The sequence below is a fragment of the Nocardiopsis alborubida genome, from assembly GCF_012396365.1.
Taxonomy (GTDB): domain Bacteria; phylum Actinomycetota; class Actinomycetes; order Streptosporangiales; family Streptosporangiaceae; genus Nocardiopsis; species Nocardiopsis alborubida.
The window spans coordinates 65,567-87,972 of sequence record NZ_JAAXPG010000012.1 but is presented as its reverse complement, the minus strand read 5'-3'; the positions used below and the strand labels follow the sequence as shown (position 1 = coordinate 87,972).

General features: G+C 75.5%; 18 protein-coding genes and 2 riboswitches. Of the genes, 9 read left to right on the top strand and 9 right to left on the bottom strand.

What is annotated here, in order from left to right; all coding sequences use genetic code 11:
• Nucleotides 1-19 precede the first annotated feature (19 nt).
• From HGB44_RS14300 to cobM, 4 genes are read left to right on the top strand one after another with little or no spacing between them, the layout of a single operon-like run.
• A complete protein-coding gene (locus HGB44_RS14300) occupies nt 20-946 on the top strand; it encodes a nitrite reductase (protein WP_061078755.1) in 927 nt (308 codons plus the stop codon).
• Nucleotides 943-1,608 (top strand): precorrin-8X methylmutase, encoded by a 666-nt coding sequence (locus HGB44_RS14295; RefSeq protein ID WP_061078754.1) that lies wholly within the window; start codon nt 943-945, stop codon nt 1,606-1,608. The genes HGB44_RS14300 and HGB44_RS14295 overlap by 4 nt, the downstream gene beginning before the upstream one ends.
• Nucleotides 1,605-3,152 (top strand): precorrin-2 C(20)-methyltransferase, encoded by a 1,548-nt coding sequence (locus HGB44_RS14290; RefSeq protein ID WP_061078753.1) that lies wholly within the window; start codon nt 1,605-1,607, stop codon nt 3,150-3,152. Before HGB44_RS14295 ends, HGB44_RS14290 begins: the two co-directional genes overlap by 4 nt.
• Nucleotides 3,137-3,919, top strand: a complete 783-nt coding sequence (gene cobM / locus HGB44_RS14285; protein ID WP_061078841.1) for a precorrin-4 C(11)-methyltransferase — start codon at nt 3,137-3,139, stop codon at nt 3,917-3,919. Before HGB44_RS14290 ends, cobM begins: the two co-directional genes overlap by 16 nt.
• Here the strand turns inward: cobM and HGB44_RS14280 are convergent.
• Nucleotides 3,888-5,141 carry a bifunctional cobalt-precorrin-7 (C(5))-methyltransferase/cobalt-precorrin-6B (C(15))-methyltransferase gene (locus HGB44_RS14280; protein WP_061078752.1) on the bottom strand — a complete coding sequence of 418 codons (1,254 nt, stop codon included), beginning with the start codon at nt 5,139-5,141 and terminating at the stop codon, nt 3,888-3,890. The genes cobM and HGB44_RS14280 overlap by 32 nt on opposite strands.
• Before the next feature lie 50 nt (nt 5,142-5,191).
• Nucleotides 5,192-5,333, top strand: a riboswitch (cobalamin riboswitch).
• A 34-nt stretch (nt 5,334-5,367) separates the two neighbouring features.
• Here HGB44_RS14280 and HGB44_RS14275 point away from each other — a divergent pair.
• From HGB44_RS14275 to HGB44_RS14265, 3 genes are all read left to right on the top strand, one after another.
• Nucleotides 5,368-7,470 (top strand): VWA domain-containing protein, encoded by a 2,103-nt coding sequence (locus tag HGB44_RS14275; protein ID WP_061078751.1) that lies wholly within the window; start codon nt 5,368-5,370, stop codon nt 7,468-7,470.
• Nucleotides 7,470-8,084, top strand: a complete 615-nt coding sequence (gene cobO, locus HGB44_RS14270; protein ID WP_061078750.1) for a cob(I)yrinic acid a,c-diamide adenosyltransferase — start codon at nt 7,470-7,472, stop codon at nt 8,082-8,084. The genes HGB44_RS14275 and cobO overlap by 1 nt, the downstream gene beginning before the upstream one ends.
• Nucleotides 8,085-8,239: 155 nt before the next feature.
• Entirely contained in the window at nt 8,240-9,553 is a 1,314-nt protein-coding gene (locus HGB44_RS14265; protein WP_061078749.1) for a cobyrinate a,c-diamide synthase, read from the top strand.
• A gap of 58 nt (nt 9,554-9,611) precedes the next feature.
• On the opposite strand, the gene HGB44_RS14260 is transcribed toward HGB44_RS14265, so the two are convergent.
• Nucleotides 9,612-10,787: a winged helix DNA-binding domain-containing protein gene (locus HGB44_RS14260; protein WP_061078748.1), complete on the bottom strand. Its 1,176-nt coding sequence runs from the start codon at nt 10,785-10,787 to the stop codon at nt 9,612-9,614.
• Nucleotides 10,788-10,934: 147 nt separating this feature from the next.
• On the opposite strand from HGB44_RS14260, the gene HGB44_RS14255 reads away from it, so the two are divergent.
• Nucleotides 10,935-11,609: a TetR/AcrR family transcriptional regulator gene (locus HGB44_RS14255; protein ID WP_168444021.1), complete on the top strand. Its 675-nt coding sequence runs from the start codon at nt 10,935-10,937 to the stop codon at nt 11,607-11,609.
• Nucleotides 11,610-11,798: 189 nt separating this feature from the next.
• Nucleotides 11,799-12,392 (top strand): Uma2 family endonuclease, encoded by a 594-nt coding sequence (locus HGB44_RS14250; RefSeq protein ID WP_061078741.1) that lies wholly within the window; start codon nt 11,799-11,801, stop codon nt 12,390-12,392.
• Between the two features lie 43 nt (nt 12,393-12,435).
• Here the strand turns inward: HGB44_RS14250 and HGB44_RS14245 are convergent, their stop codons facing one another.
• From HGB44_RS14245 to HGB44_RS14215, 7 genes are all read right to left on the bottom strand, one after another.
• A complete protein-coding gene (locus HGB44_RS14245) occupies nt 12,436-13,155 on the bottom strand; it encodes a cobalt-precorrin-6A reductase (RefSeq protein ID WP_061078740.1) in 720 nt (239 codons plus the stop codon).
• Nucleotides 13,152-14,729, bottom strand: coding sequence for a cobyric acid synthase (locus tag HGB44_RS14240; RefSeq protein WP_061078739.1), 1,578 nt, complete (start codon nt 14,727-14,729; stop codon nt 13,152-13,154). The genes HGB44_RS14245 and HGB44_RS14240 overlap by 4 nt, the downstream gene beginning before the upstream one ends.
• A complete protein-coding gene (cobF, locus tag HGB44_RS14235) occupies nt 14,726-15,469 on the bottom strand; it encodes a precorrin-6A synthase (deacetylating) (protein ID WP_061078738.1) in 744 nt (247 codons plus the stop codon). The genes HGB44_RS14240 and cobF overlap by 4 nt, the downstream gene beginning before the upstream one ends.
• Entirely contained in the window at nt 15,466-19,059 is a 3,594-nt protein-coding gene (gene cobN / locus HGB44_RS14230; protein WP_061078737.1) for a cobaltochelatase subunit CobN, read from the bottom strand. The genes cobF and cobN overlap by 4 nt, the downstream gene beginning before the upstream one ends.
• A complete protein-coding gene (locus tag HGB44_RS14225) occupies nt 19,056-19,922 on the bottom strand; it encodes an ABC transporter ATP-binding protein (RefSeq protein WP_231972239.1) in 867 nt (288 codons plus the stop codon). Before HGB44_RS14225 ends, cobN begins: the two co-directional genes overlap by 4 nt.
• A 113-nt stretch (nt 19,923-20,035) precedes the next feature.
• Entirely contained in the window at nt 20,036-21,052 is a 1,017-nt protein-coding gene (locus tag HGB44_RS14220) for a FecCD family ABC transporter permease (RefSeq protein WP_061078736.1), read from the bottom strand.
• The gene (locus HGB44_RS14215; protein WP_061078746.1) at nt 21,049-22,080 is read right to left on the bottom strand and encodes an ABC transporter substrate-binding protein; all 1,032 of its coding nucleotides are present in this window, start codon (nt 22,078-22,080) and stop codon (nt 21,049-21,051) included. The genes HGB44_RS14220 and HGB44_RS14215 overlap by 4 nt, the downstream gene beginning before the upstream one ends.
• Before the next feature lie 59 nt (nt 22,081-22,139).
• A riboswitch (cobalamin riboswitch) is annotated at nt 22,140-22,353 on the bottom strand.
• Between the last annotated feature and the right edge of the window lie 53 nt (nt 22,354-22,406).

Here is a 22,406-nt window from a genome sequence, read left to right as displayed (position 1 = left end):
CCTGACCAGAAGGACGCGCATGTCCCCGATGGGTTCCCCATCCCCATCCCCCACCGTCCGCGCCCGGCGCGACCGCTGTCCGGGCGCCCTGCGGCCCTGGCCCGCCGACGACGGGCTGCTGGTGCGGCTCCGGCTCGTCGGCGGCAGGCTTCCCGCCCGTTCGCTGCGCGCCCTGGCCGCCGTGGCCCAGGAGTACGGCGACGGCCGGATCCACGTCACCGGGCGGGCGAACGTGCAGCTGCGCGCCCTGCCGGGAAGCGAGGGGCGGCTGTCCCCCGGGGTGCTCCGGGCCCTGGAGGGAACCGGCCTGCTGCCCTCGCCCTCCCACGAACTGGTCCGCAACGTCATGGTCTCCCCGGGCACGGGGCTGGCGGGCGGGAAGGCCGACCTGCGCCCCGTGGCCGCCGCGCTGGACGCGCTGCTGTGCGCCGAACCGCGTCGCGCCGCCCTTCCCGGCCGCTTCCTCTTCGCCCTGGACGACGGAAGCGGCGACCTGCTGGAGCGCCCCTGCGACCTGGGACTCGTCGCCCTCGACGCGCGTACCGCCCAGCTCAGGGCCGGGGAGCACTGGGGTCCGCTGACGCCGCTGGAGGAGGCCCCGACCGCGCTCGTGCGCCTCGCCGACCGGTTCCTGGACCTGCGTGGCGACGGCCCCGACGCCGCCTGGCACGTGGTCGAACTCCCCTCGCCCCTGACCGACCCGGCGCCGCCCGACCCGAGGCTGCCCGACCCCGCGCCGCCGCTGCCGTACGGCCCGCTGCCCGGGATCGGACGGCACGTCCCCGTGCCCGAGGACGGCCTGGACCGGGCCGCCGCCGAAGCGCTCGCCGCCGAAGCCGTCGAAGCCGGATCGGGCGAACTCATCGTCACGCCGTGGCGCGCCGTTCTCATTCCCGAAAAGCACGGTCCCGGACAGCCCGGTCACGTCCACGAGGAGGCGCGGTGACCTCCCTGAGACGCCCGAACCGGCACTACGAGTACGCCGACGACGGGCCCGCCATCTACGCCGACTCCTTCGCCACCATCCGGCGCGAGGCCAGGCTCGACCACCTGCCCGCCAACGCCGAGCGGCTCGCCGTGCGGATGATCCACGGCACCGGCCAGGTCGACCTCGCCGACGACCTCGTCGTCCACCCCGACCTGGTCCCCTCGGCGCGCGCCGCCCTCCGGGCCGGCGCGCCGATCCTGTGCGACGCGCGCATGGTGGCCTCCGGCGTGACCGCGAGCCGCCTGCCCAGCGACAACGAGGTGCTCTGCCTCCTGGGCGACGAGCGGGTGCCCGGCCTGGCCCGGGAGTGGGGCACCACCCGCACGGCCGCCGCGGTGTCGCTGTGGGAACCTCTGCTCGACGGTGCTGTGGTCGCCGTCGGCAACGCGCCCACCGCCCTGTTCCACCTGCTGGAGATGCTGATCGACGGCGCCCCGCGCCCGGCCGCGATCGTCGGCTGCCCGGTCGGCTTCGTCGGCGCCGCCGAGTCCAAGCAGGCGCTGACCGAACTCCGCGACCGACACGGGCTCGACGTCCCCTACGTGACCGCGCGCGGCCGCCGCGGGGGTTCGGCGATGACCTCCTCGGCCCTCAACGCACTCGCCAAGGAGGAAGAGTGACCGGCCGTTTCCACGGCGTCGGCGTCGGCCCGGGCGACCCCGAGCTGATCACCCTCAAGGCGGCCAGGCTCATCGCCGCGGCCGACGTCGTCGCCTACCACGCGGGTGTGGGCAAGGAGTCCAACGCCCGCCGCATCGCCGACGCGCTGGTCCCGGACGGGGCGGTCGAGGAGCGGTTGACCTATCCGGTGACCACCGGGACGACCGACCACCCGGGCGGCTACGCGGGGGCGCTGGCCGACTTCTACGAGGAGTCCGCCGCCCGGCTGGCCGCCCACCTGGACGCCGGGCGCGACGTCGTCCTGCTCTCGGAGGGCGACCCGCTGTTCTACGGGTCGTACATGTACATGCACGACCGGCTGTCCGAGCGCTACCCCACCGAGATCGTGCCGGGGATCCCGGCGTTCGCCGCCGCCACCGCCGCCGCGGCCGCCCCGCTGGCCCGGCAGACCGACGTGCTCACCGTGCTGCCCGGCACCCTGCCCGAACCGGAGCTGGCCCGCCGCCTGGCCGACACCGACGCGGCCGTGGTCATGAAGCTGGGCCGGACCTTCCCGGCCGTGCGCCGCGCGCTGGCCGCGGCCGGGCGGCTGGAGCACGCGGTGTACGTGGAGCGGGCCTCGATGGGCGGGGAGCGGCGGCTGCCGGTGGCCGAGGTGGACCCGGCGACGGTGCCCTACTTCTCCCTGGTGCTGGTGACCGGGGACAGCCGCAACGGGCCGCGCTCCCGGAAGGTAGGCGAGGCCGCGCGGACCCAGTCGGCGCAAACGGCGCAGGCGGCGCAGACGGCGTCCGGTCCCTCCGGAGCGGCGGCCGAACTGCTGGTCGTGGGTCTGGGCCCCGGCCCCGAGGACTGGCTCACCCCCGAGGCCTCCGCCGCTCTGGCCGGGGTGGACCACGTGGTGGGCTACGGCCCCTACGTCGACCGGGTTCCGCAGCGCCCCGGGCTCACCCGGCACGCCTCCGGCAACACCGTCGAACTCCAGCGCGCCCGGTTGGCCCTCGACCTGGCCGGGCGCGGCGAACGCGTCGCCGTGGTCTCGGGCGGGGACGCCGGGGTCTTCGGCATGGCCACCGCCGTGTTCGAGGCGGCCGAGGACCCCGCCTACCGGGACGTGCCCGTCCGGGTGCTGCCGGGGGTCAGCGCCGTCCAGGCGGTCGCGGCCCGCGCGGGCGCCCCCGTGGGCGGCGACTTCGCGGTGATGAGCCTGTCGGACCGCCTCAAGCCGTGGGATGTGGTCGAGCGGCGGCTGCGCGCCGTCGCCGAGGCCGACCTGGCGCTGGCCGTCTACAACCCCGCCTCCCGGTCCCGGACCGAGCAGATCGTGACCGCGCGCCGGATCCTGCTGGAGCACCGCGAACCCGACACCGTGGTCGTCGTGGGCCGCGACGTGGGCCGCGACGGCGAGTCCCTGACGGTGACCACCCTGGGCGGACTCGACCCGGCCGCCGTCGACATGCGCTGCCTGCTCATCGTCGGTGCCTCGGGGACCCGGGTCACCGGGGCGGGCCGCGTGTGGACCCCCAGGTGGGTGAAGCCGTGACCGTGCACTTCGTGGGCGCGGGCCCCGGCGCCGCCGACCTGCTGACCGTGCGCGCCACGCGCATGCTCGCCGAGGCCGACGTGGTGCTCTACCCCGGCACCTACCTGGACCCGCAGGTCCTGACGCACTGCGCGCCCGGCGCCGAACTGGTGGACACCCAGGGCCTGGACCTGGACCGCATCACCGACCACCTGGTCGCCGCGCACGCCGCGGGCCGCGACGTCGTACGGCTCACCTCCGGCGACCCGTCGCTGTACTCGGCGCTGGCCGAACAGACCCGCAGGCTCGACGCGCACGGCGTTCCGTGGGACGTCACGCCCGGGGTGCCCGCGTACGCGGCCGCCTCGGCGCTGGCGGGGCGGGAGCTGACCGTGCCGCTGGTGGCCCAGTCGGTGGTGCTGACCCGGACACGGGCCCGCTCGACCGCCATGCCCGACGCCGAGTCGCTGTCCGCGTTCGCGGCGACCCGGGCCACGCTTGTGCTGCACCTGGCGATCCGGCGGGTGCGCGAGCTGATGGCCGAGATCGAACCCGAGTACGGCGGCGACTGCCCGGTGGTCGTGGTGTACCGGGCCAGCCAGCCAGGCGAGGCGGTGCTGCGCGGCACGGTCTCCACCGTCGCCGACGCGGTGGAGGAGGCCGGGTTCCGGCAGGCGGCGGTGATCCTGGTGGGTCGGGCGCTCGATCCCCGGGCGGGTGGTGAGTCCTACCTCTACGCCCCGGACCGCCCCCGCGTCAGTACCCCGCTGCCAGGGACCACTGGGTGACCGTGCGGGCGGGGGTCCAGCCGGTGAACGCGCCGATGGGCGCGGTGGTCTCGACGGCGATCCGGGTCAGCTCGCCCCCGTGGCGCCGGTGGGCGTCGGCGAGCAGGTGCTCGGTCTCCAGCGTCACCCCGTGCACCACGATCCGCCCTCCCGGCCGCAGCGCCTCCAGGCAGGCGTCGAGGACGCCCGGCCGGGTCGCGCCGCCGCCGACGAACACCGCGTCGGGCGCGGGCAGCCCGGCCAGCGCGTCCGGCGCGCGTCCGGTGACCACGTCCAGGCCGGGAACGCCGAGGCGGCCCGCGTTGCGGCCGATCCGCGCGGCCCGTTCGGCGTGGGCCTCCACCGCCGTGGCGCTGCAGGAGGGGTGGGCGCGCATCCACTCGATGCCGACCGACCCCGCGCCCGCGCCCACGTCCCACAGGTGCTGGCCCGGCGAGGGCGCCAGGCGGGCCAGCGCCGAGGCGCGCAGGTCCCGTTTGGTGAGCTGCCCGTCGTGTTCGAAGGCGTCGTCGGGCAGCCCCGCGACCAGGCCGTAGCCGGGCGGGCCGAGGAGTTCCAGGGCCAGCACGTGCAGCGCGGGCACCGCGCCGGGAGGGTCCGCGAGCCAGTGGTCGGCGGTGGTCTCCAGGCGCGACTCGGAGTCCGCGCCCAGGTCGCCCAGCACGGTCATCCGGCTGGCGCCGTAGCCCGCGCCGACCAGCAGGGCGGCGACAGCGGCGGGGGTGCCGCCGTCGGAGGAGAGCACCAGGACGCGGTGGCCGGGGGCGAGCTGGCGCAGCAGCAGGCGGGGGTCGCGGCCGACCAGGCCCACCACCGCGCAGCGTTCGGCGGGCCAGCCCATGCGGGCGCGGGCCAGGGCGACCGAGGAGACGGCGGGCTCCACCCGCACGGCGTCCGCGCCCAGCAGGTCGATCAGGGTGGTGGCGACGCCGGACACCAGGGGGTCTCCGGAGGCCAGCGCCACCGTGGCGGCACCGCCGGTGGAGACCCCGTCGAGGGAGGCCAGCAGTGGCGGCAGGTTCTCGCGCAGGGGTGAGGGCCAGGCCCGGCGGCGCTGTCCGGGCCGGTCCGGGAGCATCGCCAGGTGCCTGCGCCCGCCCAGCACCGTGTCGGCGGCCAGGACGAGCGCGCGCAGCCGCTCGGGCAGGCCGGGCCAGCCGTCGGCACCGATGCCGACGACGGTGATCCTGGTTTCGGGGGGAGGGGGCGCGTCATCCTTCATTCCCCGGACGCTATCGTGGCGGCAGGCATGAGGTGCCCCAACGGCCCAGCCATCGGAAACGGTGAGGACGGTCGACGGGGAGAATCTGGGAAGCCCGGTGAGACTCCGGCACAGGCCCGCTGCGGTGAACCGAGCCTTCCGTCCAGGAAGGACCCGGCAAGTCCGAAGACCGGCCTCGCGCCCGTCCCTTACCGATGGCGACATGAGCGGGAGCCTCTACATGCCATTGCGGTCACCGCACTACCCCTTTTCCGCGATCGTCGGCTGCGACGCCGAGGAACTCGACGACCTGGGCCTGTCCCTCGTCCTCACCAGCGTCTCCCCGGAGATCGGCGGCGTCCTGGTGCGCGGCGAGAAGGGCACCGCCAAGTCCACCGCCGTCCGGGCCCTGGCCTCCCTCCTGCCGCCCGTCGACGTCTACCGGGGCGACCGGTTCTCCGTGGACCCCGCCGACCCGGCGCAGCACTCCCCCGACGGGCCCTTCGGGTCCGACACGGCCGTGGAGAGCCGCCCGGTGCGCCTGGTCGAACTGCCCGTCGGCGCCACCGAGGACCGCGTCCTGGGCTCCCTGCACCTGGAACAGGCCCTCACCCACGGCAGGGTCGCCTACGAACCCGGTCTGCTGGCCCGCGCCCACCGCGGCATCCTCTACGTCGACGAGGTCAACCTGCTCCACGACCACCTGGTCGACCTGCTCCTGGACGCCGCCGCGACCGGTCAGGTGACCGTGGAGCGCGACGGGTTCTCCGTGGAGCACGCGGCCCGGTTCCTGCTCATCGGCACCATGAACCCCGAGGAGGGCGAGCTGCGCCCGCAGCTCCTGGACCGGTTCGGACTCACCGTCGAGGTCGCCGCGCCGTCCGAGCCCGCGGTCCGCGCCGAGGTGGTGCGCAGGCGCATGTCCCACGACGCCGACCCCGCCGCCTTCGCCGGTCGCTACCACGAGGCCGAGAAGGCCCTGGCCGAGCGCATCGCGGCGGCACGGGAGGCGCTCGGGCGGGTGCGGCTGCCGGAGGCGGCGCTGCTGAAGATCGCCGAGGTGTGCGCGGCCTACGACGTGGACGGCCTGCGCGCCGACATCGTCACCGCGCGCACGGCGATGGCGCACGCGGCCTGGGCGGGCCGGACCTCGGTCACCCGGGCCGACATCCGACGCGCCGCCACGCTCGCCCTGCCCCACCGGCGCCGACGCAACCCCTTCGACGCACCGGGGCTGGACGAGGAACTCCTGGACCGGATCCTGGGCGACGAGGAACCGCCGCCCGACCCCCCTCAGCCGCCGGGCCCGGAGGGCAACGACGACCCCGACGGCTCCGACACCCCGCCGGACCCGCAGGGCCCCGCCAACGACAACGACCCCTCCGACGACGCCGGACCTCCTGCCGACGCCGGGGACACCGAGGACGCCGGGCCCTCCGGCGGAGAGCGGCCCGGCCAGGAGCGCTCCCCCGCCTCCGCCGAGCACACGACCGACGACGCCGAGGGCGACTCCCCCGAACCCCGCCCCTCCGGCGCCTCCCCGGCCACCGCCAGGGCCGCCGCCCCCTACCGGACCCGGCTGCTCACCGTGCGGGGCTCCGGCGAGGGCGCCGACGGCAGGCGCAGCCGGGCCCTCGGCACGCGGGGCCGGCGGATCGGCGCCGCCGCGCCCGGCCGGGGCGGGGGCAGCGCGGTCCACCTGGTCGAGACCGTGCGGGCCGCGGCGCAGCGGCCCCAGGACGGCGGCCGACTGCGGTTGCACCCCCGCGACCTGCGCGTCGCGGTCCGCGAGGGCCAGGAGACCAACCTGGTCCTGTTCTGCGTGGACGCGTCCGGTTCCATGGCGGCGCGCAGGCGCATGACCGAGGTCAAGACCGCGATCCTGTCCCTGCTCCTGGACGCCTACCGGCGCCGCGACAAGGTCGGCCTGGTCACCTTCCGGGGACGCGAGGCCGAGCTCACGCTGCCGCCGACCCGTTCGGTGGACGCGGCCGCGGCCCGCCTCGACGACCTGCCCGCCGGGGGGCGCACCCCGCTCGCCGAGGGCCTGGAGGAGGCGGCCCGCGTCCTGCGCCGCGAGCGGCTGCGGGACCCGAGGCTGCGCCCGCTCCTGGTCGTGGTCACCGACGGCCGGGCCACCGGCGGCAAGGGCGCCGTCGGCCGCGCGATGGCCGCCGCCGACCACGTCGCCGGTCTCGGCGTCACCACCGTCGTGGTGGACGGCGAGTCCGGGCCGCTGCGCCTGGGCCTGGCCGCCTCCCTGGCCGCCCGTCTGGGCGCCGACCACATGCCCGTCAGCGAGGTCAGCGCGGACGCGCTGGGCACCGCCGTACGAGAGAGGGCCGCCTGATGCCCAAGGGACAGCCGCTCGTCGTCCCCGACGACGGGCTCACCACGCGCCAGCGCCGCAACCAGCCCCTGTTCGCCGTGCACACCGGTGACGGCAAGGGCAAGTCGACCGCCGCGTTCGGCCTCGCGCTGCGCGGTTGGAACCAGGGCTGGCGGATCGGGGTCTTCCAGTTCGTCAAGTCGGCGAAGTGGCGCATCGGCGAGCAGACCGTGCTGGAACGCCTGGGCGAGCTGCACGAGCAGACCGGCGAGGGCGGCCCGGTCGAGTGGCACAAGATGGGTTCGGGCTGGTCGTGGAGCCGTCGCAAGGGCGACGCCGAGGACCACGCGGCGGACGCCGCCGAGGGTTGGGCGGAGATTCGGCGGCGGCTGGCCGACCAGACGCACGACCTGCTCATCCTCGACGAGTTCACCTACCCGCTGAACTGGGGCTGGGTCGACGTCGAGGACGTCCTGGCCGCCCTGCGGGACCGCCCCGGCCGCCAGCACGTGGTGATCACCGGCCGCCGCGCCGACCCGCGGCTGCTGGAGGCCGCCGACCTGGTCACCGAGATGACGAAGGTCAAGCACCCCATGGACGCCGGGCGCAAGGGGCAGCGGGGCATCGAGTGGTGACCTCCCCGGGCGCCTCGGAGGGTTCGCGAAACCGGACGGCGGGGGCCGCCGGGGAGTGCGGGGGAGGCTGGAGAACGGGGTCCCCCGAGCCCGCCGGGCCGACGCCGCCGGCCCGACCGACGGCACTGTCCCGACCGACGGCACTACCCCGGTTGATGATCGCCGCGCCCATGACGGGTCAGGGCAAGACCACGGTCGCGACCGGGCTGATGGCGGCGCTGCGCGACGCCGGGCACACGGTGAGCGGCCACAAGGTGGGCCCCGACTACATCGACCCCGGCTACCACGCCCTGGCCACCGGGCGCCCCGGCCGCAACCTCGACCCGCACCTGGTCGGCGAGGAGCGGGTGGCGCCGCTGCTGCTGCACGGGGCGCGCGGCGCGGACGTCGCCGTCATCGAGGGGGTGATGGGCCTGCACGACGGGCGGCTGGGCACCGACGGGTTCGCCTCGTCCGCGCACGTCGCCGCCCTGACACGGACACCGGTGGTGCTGGTGGTGGACGTGTCGCGGATGTCGCGTTCGGTGGGCGCGCTGGTGGCGGGGATGGCCGCCTACGACCCGGCCGTCGAGGTGGTCGGGGTGATCCTCAACCAGGCGGGTTCGGCGCGCAACGTCGCCGAGATCACCCGGGCCACGCACCTGCCCGTCCTGGGCGTGGTCCACCGCGACGAGCGGCTCGCCAGCCCGTCCCGGCACCTGGGGCTGGTCCCGGCGTCGGAGCGGGCGGAGTCGGCGCGCGTGGTCGAACGGCTCGGGGAGCACGTCGCGCGCCAGGTGGACCTGGACGCGCTGCTCGCGGTGGCCCGCTCCGCGCCCGCCCTGGACGCCCGCCCGTGGGATCCGGCGCGGGCGGAGGGGCTCCCCGCTTCGCGGCGGCCGGTGGTCGCGGCGGCGGGCGGCAGGGCCTTCACCTTCCGCTACGCCGAGACCGAGGAACTGCTCACCGCCGCCGGGTGCGAGGTCGTCGCCTTCGATCCGCTGGGCGACAGCGCGCTGCCCCCGGGCACCCGGGGCGTCTACCTCGGCGGCGGCTTCCCCGAGGTCTACGCCGGTCAGCTCGCCGCCAACCGCGGCCTGCTGACCCAGCTGCGCGAGGCGGTGCGGGACGGGGTACCGACCGTCGCCGAGTGCGCGGGCCTGCTCTACCTCGCCGAGACGCTCGACGGCGAGCCCATGGCCGGAGCCGTCCCCGCGCACGCCCGGATGACGGGGCGGCTCACCCTGCGCTACCCCGAGGCGGTCTCACCCGGGGACACCCTGCTGACCCGGGCCGGGGAGAGGGTCACCGGACACGAGTTCCACCGCACCGGTCTGACCCCCGGTGCCTGCGGCGACCGCCCGGCGTGGGACATCGAGGGGGCGCCGGAGGGCTTCGCCTCGCCGACGCTGCACGCCTCCTACCTGCACGTCCACTGGGCCGGGCACCCCCGGCTCGCCGCCCGCTTCGCGGACGCCGTGCGCGTGTAGCCCCCGTCGCGCCTCCCCCCGAGGCGTCGCCCTCCGGACGGCGCGCACCGGGCCGCCCTCAGCCCCACGCGTCCCGGGCGGCCCTCATCGCGGGCGACACGTAGCCGGTGCCGATGCGGACACCGCCGAGCCATTCGGTCAGCCGCGCCGCCTCCTCCCCCAGGGCCCGCCGCGTCGCGGTCGAGACGGATTCGAGCAGGTGCACCCGGACCGCGCCGGAGCCGTCCTGCACCCACGCCCCGACCACGCGGCCGTCCGCCCAGGCCGTCGTGCCCGCGTTGCCGCGCTTGTCGAAGAGCTGCTCGCGGTGCGGACCCAGGTAGAAGTCCCGGCCCCGCCAGCCCATGACGGTCGGGTCGAGCACCGGCAGCAGCGCCACCCACGCGCCCGGGTCGGCCACCTCACCGAGGTCGTCGGGCAGGAGCCAACCGGTGGCGCCGCCGTCGAGGGAGACCCTGACGGCGCCGAGTTCGGCCAGCGCCGTGCGCACTACCGTCTTGGTCGACCCCAGCCACCAGACGATGTCGTCCTCGGTCCCCGGGCCGAAACTGTGCAGCCAGAGGCGGACGAGTTCCCGGTAGCCCTCTGCGGCGCCCCACGGGGCGGGAACGCCGTCGAGCCAGTGCCCGGTCAGGGTCCACCGCGGCTGCGAGACCGCGAAGCGGCCGGTGTTGGCGCCGCGCACAATGTCGGCGGCGGCGCCGAGGAGGGTGAGCACCCGCGGCGCCGACCACACCTCGCCCGCCGACCCCGCGACCCTGACGTCGATCCTCGGCACCGCCCGGCGCACGTCGGCGGCCACCAGGCCCTCCGGCTCGTCGGCGAGCAGGGCCAGGACCTCGGCCCCGGCCCGGTCGAGCCAGGCGTCGCCGTCGTCGGTGATCCCCGCCCCGACCAGGTCCTTGCGCATGCGGGCGCGCTCCGTGGCGGCCACGCGCGCGGAGGCGCTCGGCCACACGGCGGGCAGCAGCTCGCGCGGGAACACGAAGAGCGTGCGCCGCATCGCCAGCTGCTTCACCAGGTTCCGGTCCCCGTAGAGCGCCCTGTCGAGGTCGGCCACGGTCAGCGAGGGCACGCGCGCCCGGCACGACAGGTAGACCGTGGCCGGTTCGGTGGCGTGCAGCGCGGTCACCGCCCGCGTGGCCGCCTCCGGGGAGTCCGCGTGGAAACCCGCTGCCAGGGCGTGCCGGACGCCGATGCGGGCGCGCCTCTCGTCGTCACTCACGTGGTGCATCGGCTCATCGTGCCACACCGTCCGGACATTTCGATACGCACGAGTTCCGGAACGATCTCGTTCCTGAACTGCTATGTTCCTGGACTACGCTGTTCCGGAACAGGTGTGCAACGTCCTGACCAGCGGTGAGACGAGGAGGAGGTCGCCATGACGCGAGACAGCGACACCCGCGGGCCCGCCGCACCCGGCGGCGGGCCCGCACGACCCGGCCGCAAACGCGACCGCTCCCGTGACGGCGCCATCCTCGACGCGGCGCTGGAGGTCCTGGCCGACGTCGGCTTCGCCCGGCTGACGATGGACGCCGTCGCCGCCCGGGCCGGGGCCGGGAAGGCCACGCTCTACCGCCGATGGGCCTCCAAGACGGAACTGGTGATCGACGCGGTGGCGCGCATGAAGCGCGAGCAGGTCGGCATCGAGCGCCTGCCCGACACCGGCGACCTCCGGGAGGACCTGCTCGGCCTGTTCCGGCCCCAGTCGGCGCGGGAGGGCGAGCGCAGGCTCCGGATCATGGCGGGGCTGACCTCGATGCTCGTCCAGGACGAGGCGTCCGCCGACGCCGTCGGCGCCGCGATCGTCCAGCCCTGGGCCGAGGCCCACCGCCTCCTCATGCGGCGCGCCGTCGAGCGCGGGGAGGCCTCGGCCGCGGCCGACGTCGACACCCTCTCCCAGGTGGTCGCGTCGATGGCCGCCTACCGCGCGCTCGTCCAGCGCAGGCCCTTCGACCGGGACTTCCTCGTGTCGCTGGTGGACGGCGTCCTGATGCCCGCGCTGCGCGGGCCCCGGGCGGAGGCCCCCTCAACGGAACCGGAACGCACGCCCTGACCGGCCGGGCACGGGAGCCGTGCGCGGCCGCGCGTCCCGAGCGTCACCTTTCCCGGGCTCGACGGTGTCCGGGTTCGCATGGCGGTACCGAACCCGGCCATCGCCCGGGGTCAACGCACCGAGCCCCTCTGGAACCACCCGTGTCCGGAGAGAAGCGCTGGCCTAGAATGTGCGCTGGAGGAGCCCACCATGACCGTTGCGGACCACCACCCACCGCCCGCCCACCCATCCGTCACCGTCCAACAGTTCGAGCCCATCGCCCTGGCTGCCGAGCGCGAGGACGTCAAACTCGAATACGTCAACGGGAGGATCTGGGCCGAAGGCGTGACCGACGGGGACCACAACAGCATCCTGACGTGGCTGTTCCGCCAGTTCGTGGCACACCGGCCCGACCTGGACCTCACGCAGGGCCAGGCTCTGAAGGTCGACACCTACCGCAGCGGACGCGCCCGCCCCGACGGCATCCTGACACCGGTCGGCTACTTCGACGGCCAAGGCGAATGGGCCGAGCCCGACGGGGTTCTCGCCGTCATCGAGGTGACCTCCTGGGACGCCGACACACACGCCCGCGACCGGGTCGAGAAGCCCGCCGCCTACGCCGCCACCGAAATCCCCGCCTACCTGTTGGTCGACCGCGACGTGAACGCCGTGGTGGTGCACTCCCGTCCCGAACACGGTGAGTACCAGGACCGGTCGAGGCACGTCTACGGCGACAGGGTCGAAATCCCCGGCACCGGGATCATCCTGGACACCGACGAGCTGAAGAGCCGGTTCGCCCGCTGACGCGGCCCGCGTGCGACGGCCGCGACCATCCGGCGGTCTCCTCTCACCCCAGGGCGGTCACCCAGGCGAACGCGGCCGCCACGTCGTGGACGGTGGGCACCCCCGCCGGGCCCGGCGGGCGCCGCACCACCACGACCGGGACGCCGAGCAGCCGCGCGGCCTCCATCTTGGGCCAGGTGTAGGCACCGCCGGAGTCCTTGGTGACCAGGACATCCGCGCGGTGCCCGCCCATCAGGTCCAGTTCGCCGTCGAGGGTGTACGGCCCCCTGCTGGTCCTCAGCGACCACGTGTCGGGCAGCACGGTCTCGGGGACGTCCACCACCCGGGCCAGGACCGCCCGCCGCCCCAGTTCCGGAACGAAGCGGGCGAGTTCCTGGCGGCCCACCGTGAGGAAGGGCCGCTCCCCCAACTCCGCGGCCCGCTCCGCCGCCTCCTCGTGGGTGGCGGCGTACCGCCAGGCCGGATCGGGGTCCCAGCCCGGCCGTTCCAGCCGCAGCAGGGGAAGGTCCGTGCAGGCCGCCGCCGCGTTGGCGGTCATGCCCAGGGCGAAGGGGTGGGTGGCGTCCACGACCGCGTCGTAGGAGGCCAGCGCCGCGCGAAGGCCCGGCACGCCCCCGAAGCCGCCGATCCGCACCTTCCCCACCGGCAGGCGGGGCCGGGCCACCCGCCCGGCCAGCGACGTGGTCACGTCAACGCCCGCCTCGACCAGGAGGGCGGCCAGCTCACGGGCCTCGGACGTTCCCCCCAAAAGCAACAGTCTCACCGGGACACCTCCGCCCCGGACCCGTGCCGCGAACGTGTCGCGGACGGGGCTCCCGGGGCGAGCTCGGGCAGCCCCGCCGGGGCGCCCTCCCGGGCCAGGGTCAGCAGGGCGTCCACGTCCAGGTGCTCCTCCGCCAGGTCGGCGAGCAGGTCCAGGCGCCGCTCCCGGGAGGCGGCGAAGCGCACCCCCGAGGGCGCGCATCCCAGCGCCTCGGCCAGGAAGGCGGACCGGAAGGCGTCGCCCTCCAGGCTGCCGTGCCACATGGTGCCGAAGACGTTGCCCGAACGGGCGCCGCCCAGGAACCCCTCCGCTCCGGCCCCGACGGTGACCCGGCCGTGGTGGATCTCGTAGCCGTGCGCGGGCGCCCCGAGCGCCTCCCCCGAGGGCAGGCGCAGGGTCTTGTCGGCGGTGAACTCGGTCCGGGCGTCGAGCAGCCCGAGGCCGTCCGCGCGCGCTCCGGGTTCGGCCTCGACCCCGTCGGCGTCGGTGACGGTGCGGCCGAGCATCTGGAACCCGCCGCAGATCCCCAGCAGCGGCCGACCGCGCCGGGCGTGCTCGACGATCGCCCGGTCGAGCCCGCGCGAGCGCAGCCAGGCCAGGTCGGCCAGGGTGGAGCGGGTGCCGGGCAGGACGACCAGGTCGGCGTCGGCCACGTCGCGCGGGCCGGAGGCGAAGACGACGTCCAGGCCCGGTTCCAGCCCGAGGGCGTCCACGTCGGTGAAGTTGCTGATCCGGGGCAGGCGCACCACGGCCACCCGCAGCCCCGCTCCCCCGCGCGTGCGGCGGCCCTCCAGGTCCAGGGCGTCCTCGGAGTCCAGCCACAGCCCCGGGTCCCACGGCAGGATGCCGTAGACCCGGCGGCCGGTGAGCCGCTGGAGATCCTCCAGGCCGGGCCGCAGCAGCCCGGGGTCCCCGCGGAACTTGTTGACCACGAAGCCCGCGACCAGCTCCTGGTCGGCGGCCTCCAGCAGGCCCACCGTTCCGTACATCGCGGCGAAGACGCCGCCCCGGTCGATGTCGCCGACCACCACCACGGGCAGGCCCGCGTGCCGGGCCAGGCCCATGTTGACGTAGTCGCCCGCCCGCAGGTTGATCTCGGCGGGGCTGCCCGCGCCCTCGGCGACGACGACGTCGTGGCGGGAGGCGAGGTCGTCGTAGGCGGCGTGCGCGGCCTCGGCCAGGTGGCGGCGGCCCGCCTCCCAGTCGGCCGAGGAGACGTCCCCGGCGGGGTGGCCGAGCAGGACGGCGTGGCTGCGCCGGTCGGTGCCCGGTTTGAGGAGCACGGGGTTCATGGCGGGCTCGGGCACGGCGCGGGCGGCCAGGGACTGCACCCACTGGGCGCGGCCGATCTCCGCCGGGCGTCCGTCGGGTCCGTGGCAGACCATGGAGTTGTTGGACATGTTCTGCGCCTTGTAGGGGGCGACCCGAGCGCCGCGGCGCGCGAAGGCCCGGCACAGGGCGGTGGTGACCACGCTCTTGCCCGCGTCGGAGGTGGTCCCGGCGACCAGGAGCCCGCCTCCCCCGCGGCCGTGGCCCTCACCGCGCGCCGGGGCCCGCGTCCCGGCCGCGCTCACACCGGCCTCCTCAGCAGCGCGACGTCCATCACCCAGCCCGCACGCGCCCTGGCCCTCCTGCGGCGCGCGGCGATGTCGAGCTGCGCCGCGCCGACCCGTCCGGCGGCCAGCTCCTCGGTGTCGGTGCCCAGGTTGGCGCCCCACCAGACCCTCCAGTCCCTCAGCTCGCCGAACGCGAGCTGGCCCCCGAGCACGGTCTGGCCCCCGAGCATGACGACGATGTTGTCCTGGCCCGCCGCCACCGCCTCGCCCAGGAGGCGCGCGGGGGTCACGTGCACCGGACGGCCCACCTCGTGCAGCACGATCCGGTGCCGCGCGGCGAGGAGCTGGGGGGCGCTGACGCCGGGGAGCACGTCGTACTCCACCTCGACGGCCCCCCGCTCGGCGATCCGTTCCACGATCCGCAGCGTGGAGTCGTACAGGCCCGGGTCGCCCCAGACCAGGAACGCCGCGGTGCCGCCGCGCTCGCCCAGCACCCGCTCGTAGGCGTCGACCCGCGCCTCGTGCCAGGCGGCCACCGCGGCCGCGTAGTCCGCCGGGTCGTCGCGGTCGCGCTCGGGGTCGGGCACCGCGACCAGCGGCACGCCGTGCGCCTCGCACACGGCCCGGCGCAGGGCCAGCAGCCCGTCGTCCCCGCGTTTGCGGGCGGCCACCGCGTAGTCGCAGCCGCGCAGCGCGTCGGCGACCTCGGGGGTGACGTGCCGCGGCCCCATGCCGATGCCCAGGATGCGCACCCTCATTCGGACCGGTCCTCCAGGTCTCCCTCGACCTCCAGGTAGACCTCCTGGAGGGCCTCCAGCGTCGCCGGGTCCGGCTCGGCCCACAGACCGCGCCGGGCGGCCTCGTGCAGCCGCTCGACGATACCGTGCAGCGCCCACGGGTTGGAGCGGCGCAGGAACTCCTGGGTGTCGGCGTCGAGCACGTACTCGGCGGCGAGCCTGTCGTACATCCAGTCGTGGACCACACCGGCCGTGGCGTCGAAGCCGAAGAGGTAGTCGACCGTGGCGGCCAGCTCGAAGGCGCCCTTGTAGCCGTGGCGGCGCATGGCCGAGATCCAGCGCGGGTTGACCACCCGGGCCCGGAACACGCGGGCGGTCTCCTCGGCCAGGGTGCGGGTGCGCACCGCGTCGGGTGAGGTGGAGTCGCCGACGTAGGCCTTGGGGTCGGCGCCGGTGAGGGCGCGGACGGTGGCGATCATGCCGCCGTGGTACTGGAAGTAGTCGTCGGAGTCGGCGATGTCGTGCTCGGCGCTGTCGACGTTCTTGGCCGCGACCTTGATCCGGCGGTAGTTGGCGCGCATGTCCTCGGCCGCCGCGACGCCGTCCAGGCCCCGCCCGTAGGCGAAGCCGCCCCAGGCCGTGTACACCTCGGCCAGGTCGCGGTCGTCGCGCCAGGTGCCCGACTCCACCACCTGGAGGATGCCCGCGCCGTAGGAGCCGGGCGCGGAGCCGAAGATCCGGGTGGTGGCGCGGCGCCGGTCCCCGTGCTCCTCCAGGTCGGCCAGGGTGTGGGCGCGCACGAAGTTGCTCTCCCCGGGCTCGTCCAGGTCGGCCACCAGGTTCACGGCGTCGTCCAGCATGGCGACCACGTGGGGGAAGGCGTCGCGGAAGAAGCCGGAGATGCGCACCGTGACGTCCACGCGCGGGCGGCCCAGCTCCTCCAGCGGCACCACGTCCAGCCGCGAGACCCGGCGCGAGGCCTCGTCCCACTCCGGTCGGACGCCCAGCAGCGCCAGCACCTCGGCCACGTCGTCGCCGGAGGTGCGCATCGCCGACGTGCCCCACACCGACAGGCCCACCGACTCGGGGTAGGTCCCGGTCTCCTCCAGGTGGCGGCGCAGCAGGGACTCGGCCATCGCCTGCCCGGTCTGCCAGGCCAGCCGGGAGGGGACGGCGCGGGGGTCGACGGTGTAGAAGTTGCGGCCGGTCGGCAGCACGTTGACCAGGCCGCGCAGCGGGGAGCCGGAGGGGCCCGCCGGAACGAAGCCGCCCGCCAGGGCGTGGACGACGTGGTCGAGTTCGTCGGTGGTGCGGGCCAGGCGGGGCGCCACCTGCGCGGCGGCGAACTCCAGGACGGCGCGCACCCCGGGGTCGTCGTGCAGGCCGGACGCGGCGGCCGGGTCCCAGCCCGCGGCCTCCATCCGCTCCACGAGGTCGCGGGCCAGGGCCTCCACCCGGTCGACCTCGACGGCGGGCGCGTCCTCCTTCAGGCCCAGCGCCGAACGCAGACCGGGCACCGCGGCCCCCACCCCTCCCCACACCTGGGCGGCGCGCAGGACGGCCAGGACCAGGTTCACCCGGGCCCCGCCCCCGGGCGCCTCGCCGAGCACGTGCAGGCCGTCGCGGATCTGCGCGTCCTTGATCTCGCACAGCCAGCCGTCCACGTGGAGCAGGAAGTCGTCGAACTCCTCGTCGTCGGGCCGCTCCTCCAGGCCGAGGTCGCGGTGCATCTCGGCCGCGCGCATCAGGGACCAGATCTCGCCGCGGACGGCGGGCAGCTTGGCCGGGTCCATGGCCGCGATGTTGGCGTGCTCGTCGAGCAGCTGCTCCAGGCGGGCGATGTCGCCGTAGGACTCCGCGCGGGCCATCGGCGGGATGAGGTGGTCCACGACCGTGGCGTGGGCGCGGCGCTTGGCCTGGGCGCCCTCGCCCGGGTCGTTGACCAGGAACGGGTAGACGAGCGGCAGGTCGCCGAGCACCGCGTCGGTGGCGCAGGCGGCCGAGAGCGCGGCGTTCTTGCCGGGCAGCCACTCCAGCGAGCCGTGCTTGCCCAGGTGGACGACGGCGTGGGCGCCGAAGCCGTGCTCCAGCCACCGGTAGGCGGCCAGGTAGTGGTGGCTGGGGGGCAGGTCGGGGTCGTGGTAGATCGCGATCGGGTTCTCGCCGAAGCCGCGCGGGGGCTGGACCAGGACGACGACGTTGCCAGCGCGCATCGCCGCGAGGACCAGCTCGCCCGCGTCGTTGACGTAGAGGCTGCCGGGCGCGGCCCCCCACGCCTCGGTCATCGCCTCCCTCAGCGGGGCGGGCAGGCCCCCGGTCCAGGCGGCGTACTCCTCGGGGGTGATGCGCACCTGGGCGTCGGTCAGCTGCACTGAGGTCAGCCAGTCCTCGTCCTGGCCGCCCGCCGCGATCAGGGCGTGGATGAGCGCGTCCCCGGCCTCGGTCTCGTCGGGCAGGTCCAAACCGGGCAGGGCGCCGGGCTCACCCAGGTCGTAGCCCTCGTCGCGCATCCGGCGCAGCAGGCGCACCAGCGAGCGGGGCGTGTCGAGCCCGACGGCGTTGCCGATGCGCGAGTGCTTGGTGGGGTAGGCGGACAGGACGACCGCCACGCGCTTGTCGGCGGTGGGCACGTGCCGCAGACGGGCGTGGGCGACCGCGATCCCGGCCAGGCGGGCGCAGCGCTCGGGGTCGGCGACGTAGCGGGGCAGGCCGTCGCGGTCGATCTCCTTGAAGGAGAAGGGCACGGTGATGATGCGGCCGTCGAACTCGGGGATGGCGATCTGGCTCGCCGAGTCCAGCGGGGTGACGCCGTCGTCGGAGGCCTCCCAGTCGGCGCGCGGGCTCGTCAGGCACAGCCCCTGGAGGACGGGGACGTCCAGGGCCGCCATCCGCTCCACGTCCCACGCCTCGTCGTCGCCGCCCGCGCTCGCGGACGCGGGCACGCTGCCGCCCGCCGCCAGGACGGTGACCACCAGGGCGTCGAAGCCGCCGAGCGCCTCGTAGAGCTCGTCGGGCGCCGAGCGCAGCGACCCGGCGAACACGGGCACGCCCACGGCCTGCCCGGTGGCGTCGACGGCGTCGGCCAGGGCGTGCGCGAAGGCGGTGTTGCCGCCCGCCTCGTGCGCCCGGTAGTAGAGGATGCCGACCTTCGGCAGGGCAGCGGAGCCGCGCGGCCGGTCGCGCTCGGCCAGGCCCCACAGCGGGACGGGCGCGGGCGCCTCGAACCCCTCGCCGGTCAGCAGCACGGTGTCGGACAGGAAGGCGTGCAGGCGCGCGAGGTTGGCGGGCCCGCCCTCGGCCAGGTAGCGGTGGGCGTCGGCCGCCACGCCGATCGGAACGGTGGAGTGCTCCATCAGTTCCGCGCTGGGCTGCTGCTCACCGCCCAGGACGACCAGCGGCGTGCCCCGTTCCCGGACGGCGGCCAGCCCCGGCCACAGGTCGTGCGGGGAGCCGAGCAGCCGCACCACCACCAGGTCGGCGCCCCCGACGACGCCGGTGAGCTCGGCGTCGGAGGCGCGGGAGGGGTTGGCCCACGCGTACGCGCGGTCGCTGGCCCGCGCGGAGAGCAGGTCGGTGTCGGATGTGGACAGCAGTGCGATCCGTACCGTCATGGCCGGATTCCTCCTTCGGGGATGGCTCCCCATCGTCGGTCGGACCGCTCGGGTCCGGATTCTGTCCTCGCCCCCGCGGCGGGGGCGTCACGGTGGCGCGTCGGCTCGGCGCCTCGGCGCAGGAAGCGGATCACCGGGTGCCCGGGGCCGGGGGCGACCTCGGCCCGGACCCCGTAGACCTCCTCGATGAGGGAGGGGGTCAGGACCTGCGGGGGCGCGCCCTCGGCGACGACGCGCCCGCCCCGCAGCACCAGCAGCCGGTCGCAGTACATCGCGGCCAGGTTGAGGTCGTGCATGGCGATGACGGTGGTGACCGGCAGGCCCGCGACCAGTTCCATGAGGTCGAGCTGGTACTGGATGTCGAGGTGGTTGGTCGGCTCGTCGAGCAGCAGCTCGCTCGGCTCCTGGGCCAGGGCGCGGGCGATCTGGGCGCGCTGGCGCTCCCCGCCGGAGAGCGTGTGCCAGGACCGGTCGGCGATACCGGTCAGTCCGGTGCGCTCCAGTGCCGCCGTGACGGCCCCCGCGTCGGCCCCCGACATGGGCGTCCAGGCACGGCGGTGCGGGATGCGCCCCAGGGCCACCACGTCGCGGACGGTCAGCTCGGTCTGGGTGTGCGCGTTCTGTTCGACGGCGGCCACGCGCCGCGCCACCGCCCGGCGCGCGGTCCGGTCGAGCGGCCTGCCGTCGAGGGCGACCACGCCCGCGGAGGGCGCCAGGACGCCCGCGAGCAGCCGCAGCAGCGTGGACTTGCCCGAACCGTTGGGGCCGAGCAGGCCGACGGTCTCACCGGGGCGCGGAACGAGGGTGACACCGTCCAGGACGAGCCCCCCGCCGATCAGGCGGCTCACCCGCTCGGCGCGCAGACCGCTCCCGCCGGGCGCGCCGCGCCGCGTCCGCGCCCCTTCCTCGGGCCGTCGGTCGTCGGTCGGGGACGTCGGGCGGGCGGGCGCCACTGTCTGGTCCTGGTCGGAACGGATCACGTGTGCCTCCTGGAGCGGTAGAGCACGGCGACGAAGGCGGGCACCCCGATGAGGGAGGTCACCACCCCCACCGGGATCTCCTGCGGGTCCAGCGCGGTGCGGGCCACCGTGTCCACCCACACCAGGAAGACGGCGCCCGCCAGCGCGGTGACCGGCAAAAGCCTGGCGTGGCCCGCGCCGGTGAGCGCGCGGGCCGCGTGCGGCAGCACCAGGCCAACGAAGCCGATCGCCCCGGCCGCGCTGACCAGGGCCGCGGTGAGCAGCGCGGTGGCGCACAACAGCACCATGCGGGCGCGGGCCACCCGCACGCCCAGGTTCGCGGCGGCCTCCTCACCGAAGGCGAACGCGTCCAGGGTGGTGGTGTGCGCGAGGCACACGGCGAGCACACCGGCCAGCACCGCCGCGCACAGCACCACGTCGTCCCACCCGGCGCCGCTGAGGGAGCCCAGCAGCCAGAACAACACCCCGCGCGTGGTCTCGGCGTCGGCCGAGGTCAGCACGATGAACGAGGTCAGCGCCGAGAACAGCTGCATGGCCGCCACCCCCGACAGCACCACGCGGTCCATGCTCGCGCCCAGGGTGTGCGCGAGCAGCACCACCAGCCCGAAGGAGAGCAGGGCGCCGACGAAGGCGCCCGCCGACAGCGACACCACCGCGCCGCCCCACCCCAGGACCAGCACGGCGACCGCCCCGGTGGAGGCCCCCGAGGACACCCCGAGCACGAAGGGGTCCGCCAGAGGGTTGCGCAGCAGGGACTGCATGACCGCCCCGCACAGGGCCAGCCCCGCCCCGCACACGGCGGCGAGCAGGGTGCGGGGCATGCGCAGGTTCCACACGATGCCCTCGCGCAGCGGAGACAGGCCGCTCTCCCCGAACCCCAGCCGCGCGGCGACCGACCTCCACACCTCGGCCGTGGTGATGTCGGCGGGGCCGATGGTCACCGCGACCGAGACCGACACGGCCAGGAGCACCAGTCCACCGCAGGAGAGCAGCGCCAGACGCGCACCGCTCACTGGGTGAGCCCGAGGGCGCGCAGACCGTCGGCGACCTGCTCGATCCCCTCGACCGTGCGGATCGAGGGGTTCATGGCCTGGCCGCTGAGCAGGACGTAGCGCTCCTCGCGCACGGCGGTGAGCTCGCGGGTGGCGGGGTGGGACTCCAGGAACTCGATCTTGGCGTCGGCGCTCTCCGCGGTCTGGGAGTCGCGGGTCAGGTCGCCGAGCACGATGACGTCGGGGTCGCGGTCGGCGACGGTCTCCCAGTTGATCTGGGGCCACTCGTCGTGGGTGTCGTCGAAGGCGTTGCGCGCGCCGACCGCGCGGGTGATGGCGCCGGGGGCGCCGCAGCAGCCCGCGAGGTAGGGCGACTGGGAGTTGGCGAACCAGTACATGAGGGAGACCCCGGAGGCGTCCAGGTCCCCGGTGGCCGCCGCCACCCGCCCCTCCAGCTCGGCGATCAGCTCCTCCCCGCGCTCCTGCACCCCGAACAGCAGGGCCAGGTCGCGGATCTCGCCGTACACGGCGTCGAGGGTGAGCGGTTCGCTGCGCGATCCGTCTCCGCCGCTGTCGTTGTCCTTGCCCGCGGCGCAGTCGGTCGGGGAGACGTAGGTGGGCACGCCCAGCTCCTCGAACTGCTCGCGGGTGGCGACCCCGCCCGTGCCGAGCGTGGAGACGAAGGAGGCGGTCACCAGGTCCGGTTCGGTGTCCAGGACCACCTCGAAGGAGGGGGCGTTGTCGGCCAGGCGGGGGACGCCCTCGCCGGCCTCCTCCAGGCCCTCCATGATCGGGTCGGTCCAGGTGGCGGTGCCGACGAGGCGGTCCGCCAGGCCCAGGGAGAGCAGGATCTCGGTGCTGCCCTGGTTGAGGGAGACGACGCGCTCGGGCGGGGCGCCGACGCTCACCTCGTGTCCGCAGTTGTCGACCGTGCGGGCGCCGTCGGCGGCCTCCCCGCCGCTCCCCCCGTCCGGGGAGGGCGCGCAGGCGGTGAGCAGCAGGGCGGAGGCGAGCAGGAGGGGAAGCGGGCGCGGGGCGTGACGCAGCATGGGCATGCCTTGGATGTCGGGGCTCGAACGCGGAGCCTGGCACGGGACGCCTCCGCGCACTCGACGCGGAGGGGCCAGCAGGTCTTCGGACTCGGGTTCGCCCGGACGGGGTGCCTTCCCAGGTCGGTGCCGCCTCGACTCCGTGGTCGCCGCGGCCTCCGCCCCAGTGGCGTGAGTACCCCGCCCGTCCCCCTCACCGCTGCGCGTCAGTTCCGGATTCGCACCGGATTCCCTGACCACGTACGTGGTACGACTGGCCCCGGCAGACTATCAAGGCCCCCTCGGCCCTCCGCGGCCGAGAGGTCCGCAGGGGCCGTGCCCTCGCC

Bases quoted from the DNA above. Each gene is read 5' to 3' on its own strand.
- HGB44_RS14215 (WP_061078746.1), bottom strand. From the start codon at position 22,080: ATGCTGCGTCACGCCCCGCGCCCGCTTCCCCTCCTGCTCGCCTCCGCC.
- cobN (WP_061078737.1), bottom strand. From the start codon at position 19,059: ATGACGGTACGGATCGCACTGCTGTCCACATCCGACACCGACCTGCTC.
- HGB44_RS14280 (WP_061078752.1), bottom strand. From the start codon at position 5,141: ATGAAGGATGACGCGCCCCCTCCCCCCGAAACCAGGATCACCGTCGTC.
- HGB44_RS14250 (WP_061078741.1), top strand. From the start codon at position 11,799: ATGACCGTTGCGGACCACCACCCACCGCCCGCCCACCCATCCGTCACC.
- HGB44_RS14300 (WP_061078755.1), top strand. From the start codon at position 20: ATGTCCCCGATGGGTTCCCCATCCCCATCCCCCACCGTCCGCGCCCGG.
- cobF (WP_061078738.1), bottom strand. From the start codon at position 15,469: ATGAGGGTGCGCATCCTGGGCATCGGCATGGGGCCGCGGCACGTCACC.
- HGB44_RS14265 (WP_061078749.1), top strand. From the start codon at position 8,240: ATGATCGCCGCGCCCATGACGGGTCAGGGCAAGACCACGGTCGCGACC.
- HGB44_RS14260 (WP_061078748.1), bottom strand. From the start codon at position 10,787: ATGCACCACGTGAGTGACGACGAGAGGCGCGCCCGCATCGGCGTCCGG.
- cobO (WP_061078750.1), top strand. From the start codon at position 7,470: ATGCCCAAGGGACAGCCGCTCGTCGTCCCCGACGACGGGCTCACCACG.
- HGB44_RS14255 (WP_168444021.1), top strand. From the start codon at position 10,935: ATGACGCGAGACAGCGACACCCGCGGGCCCGCCGCACCCGGCGGCGGG.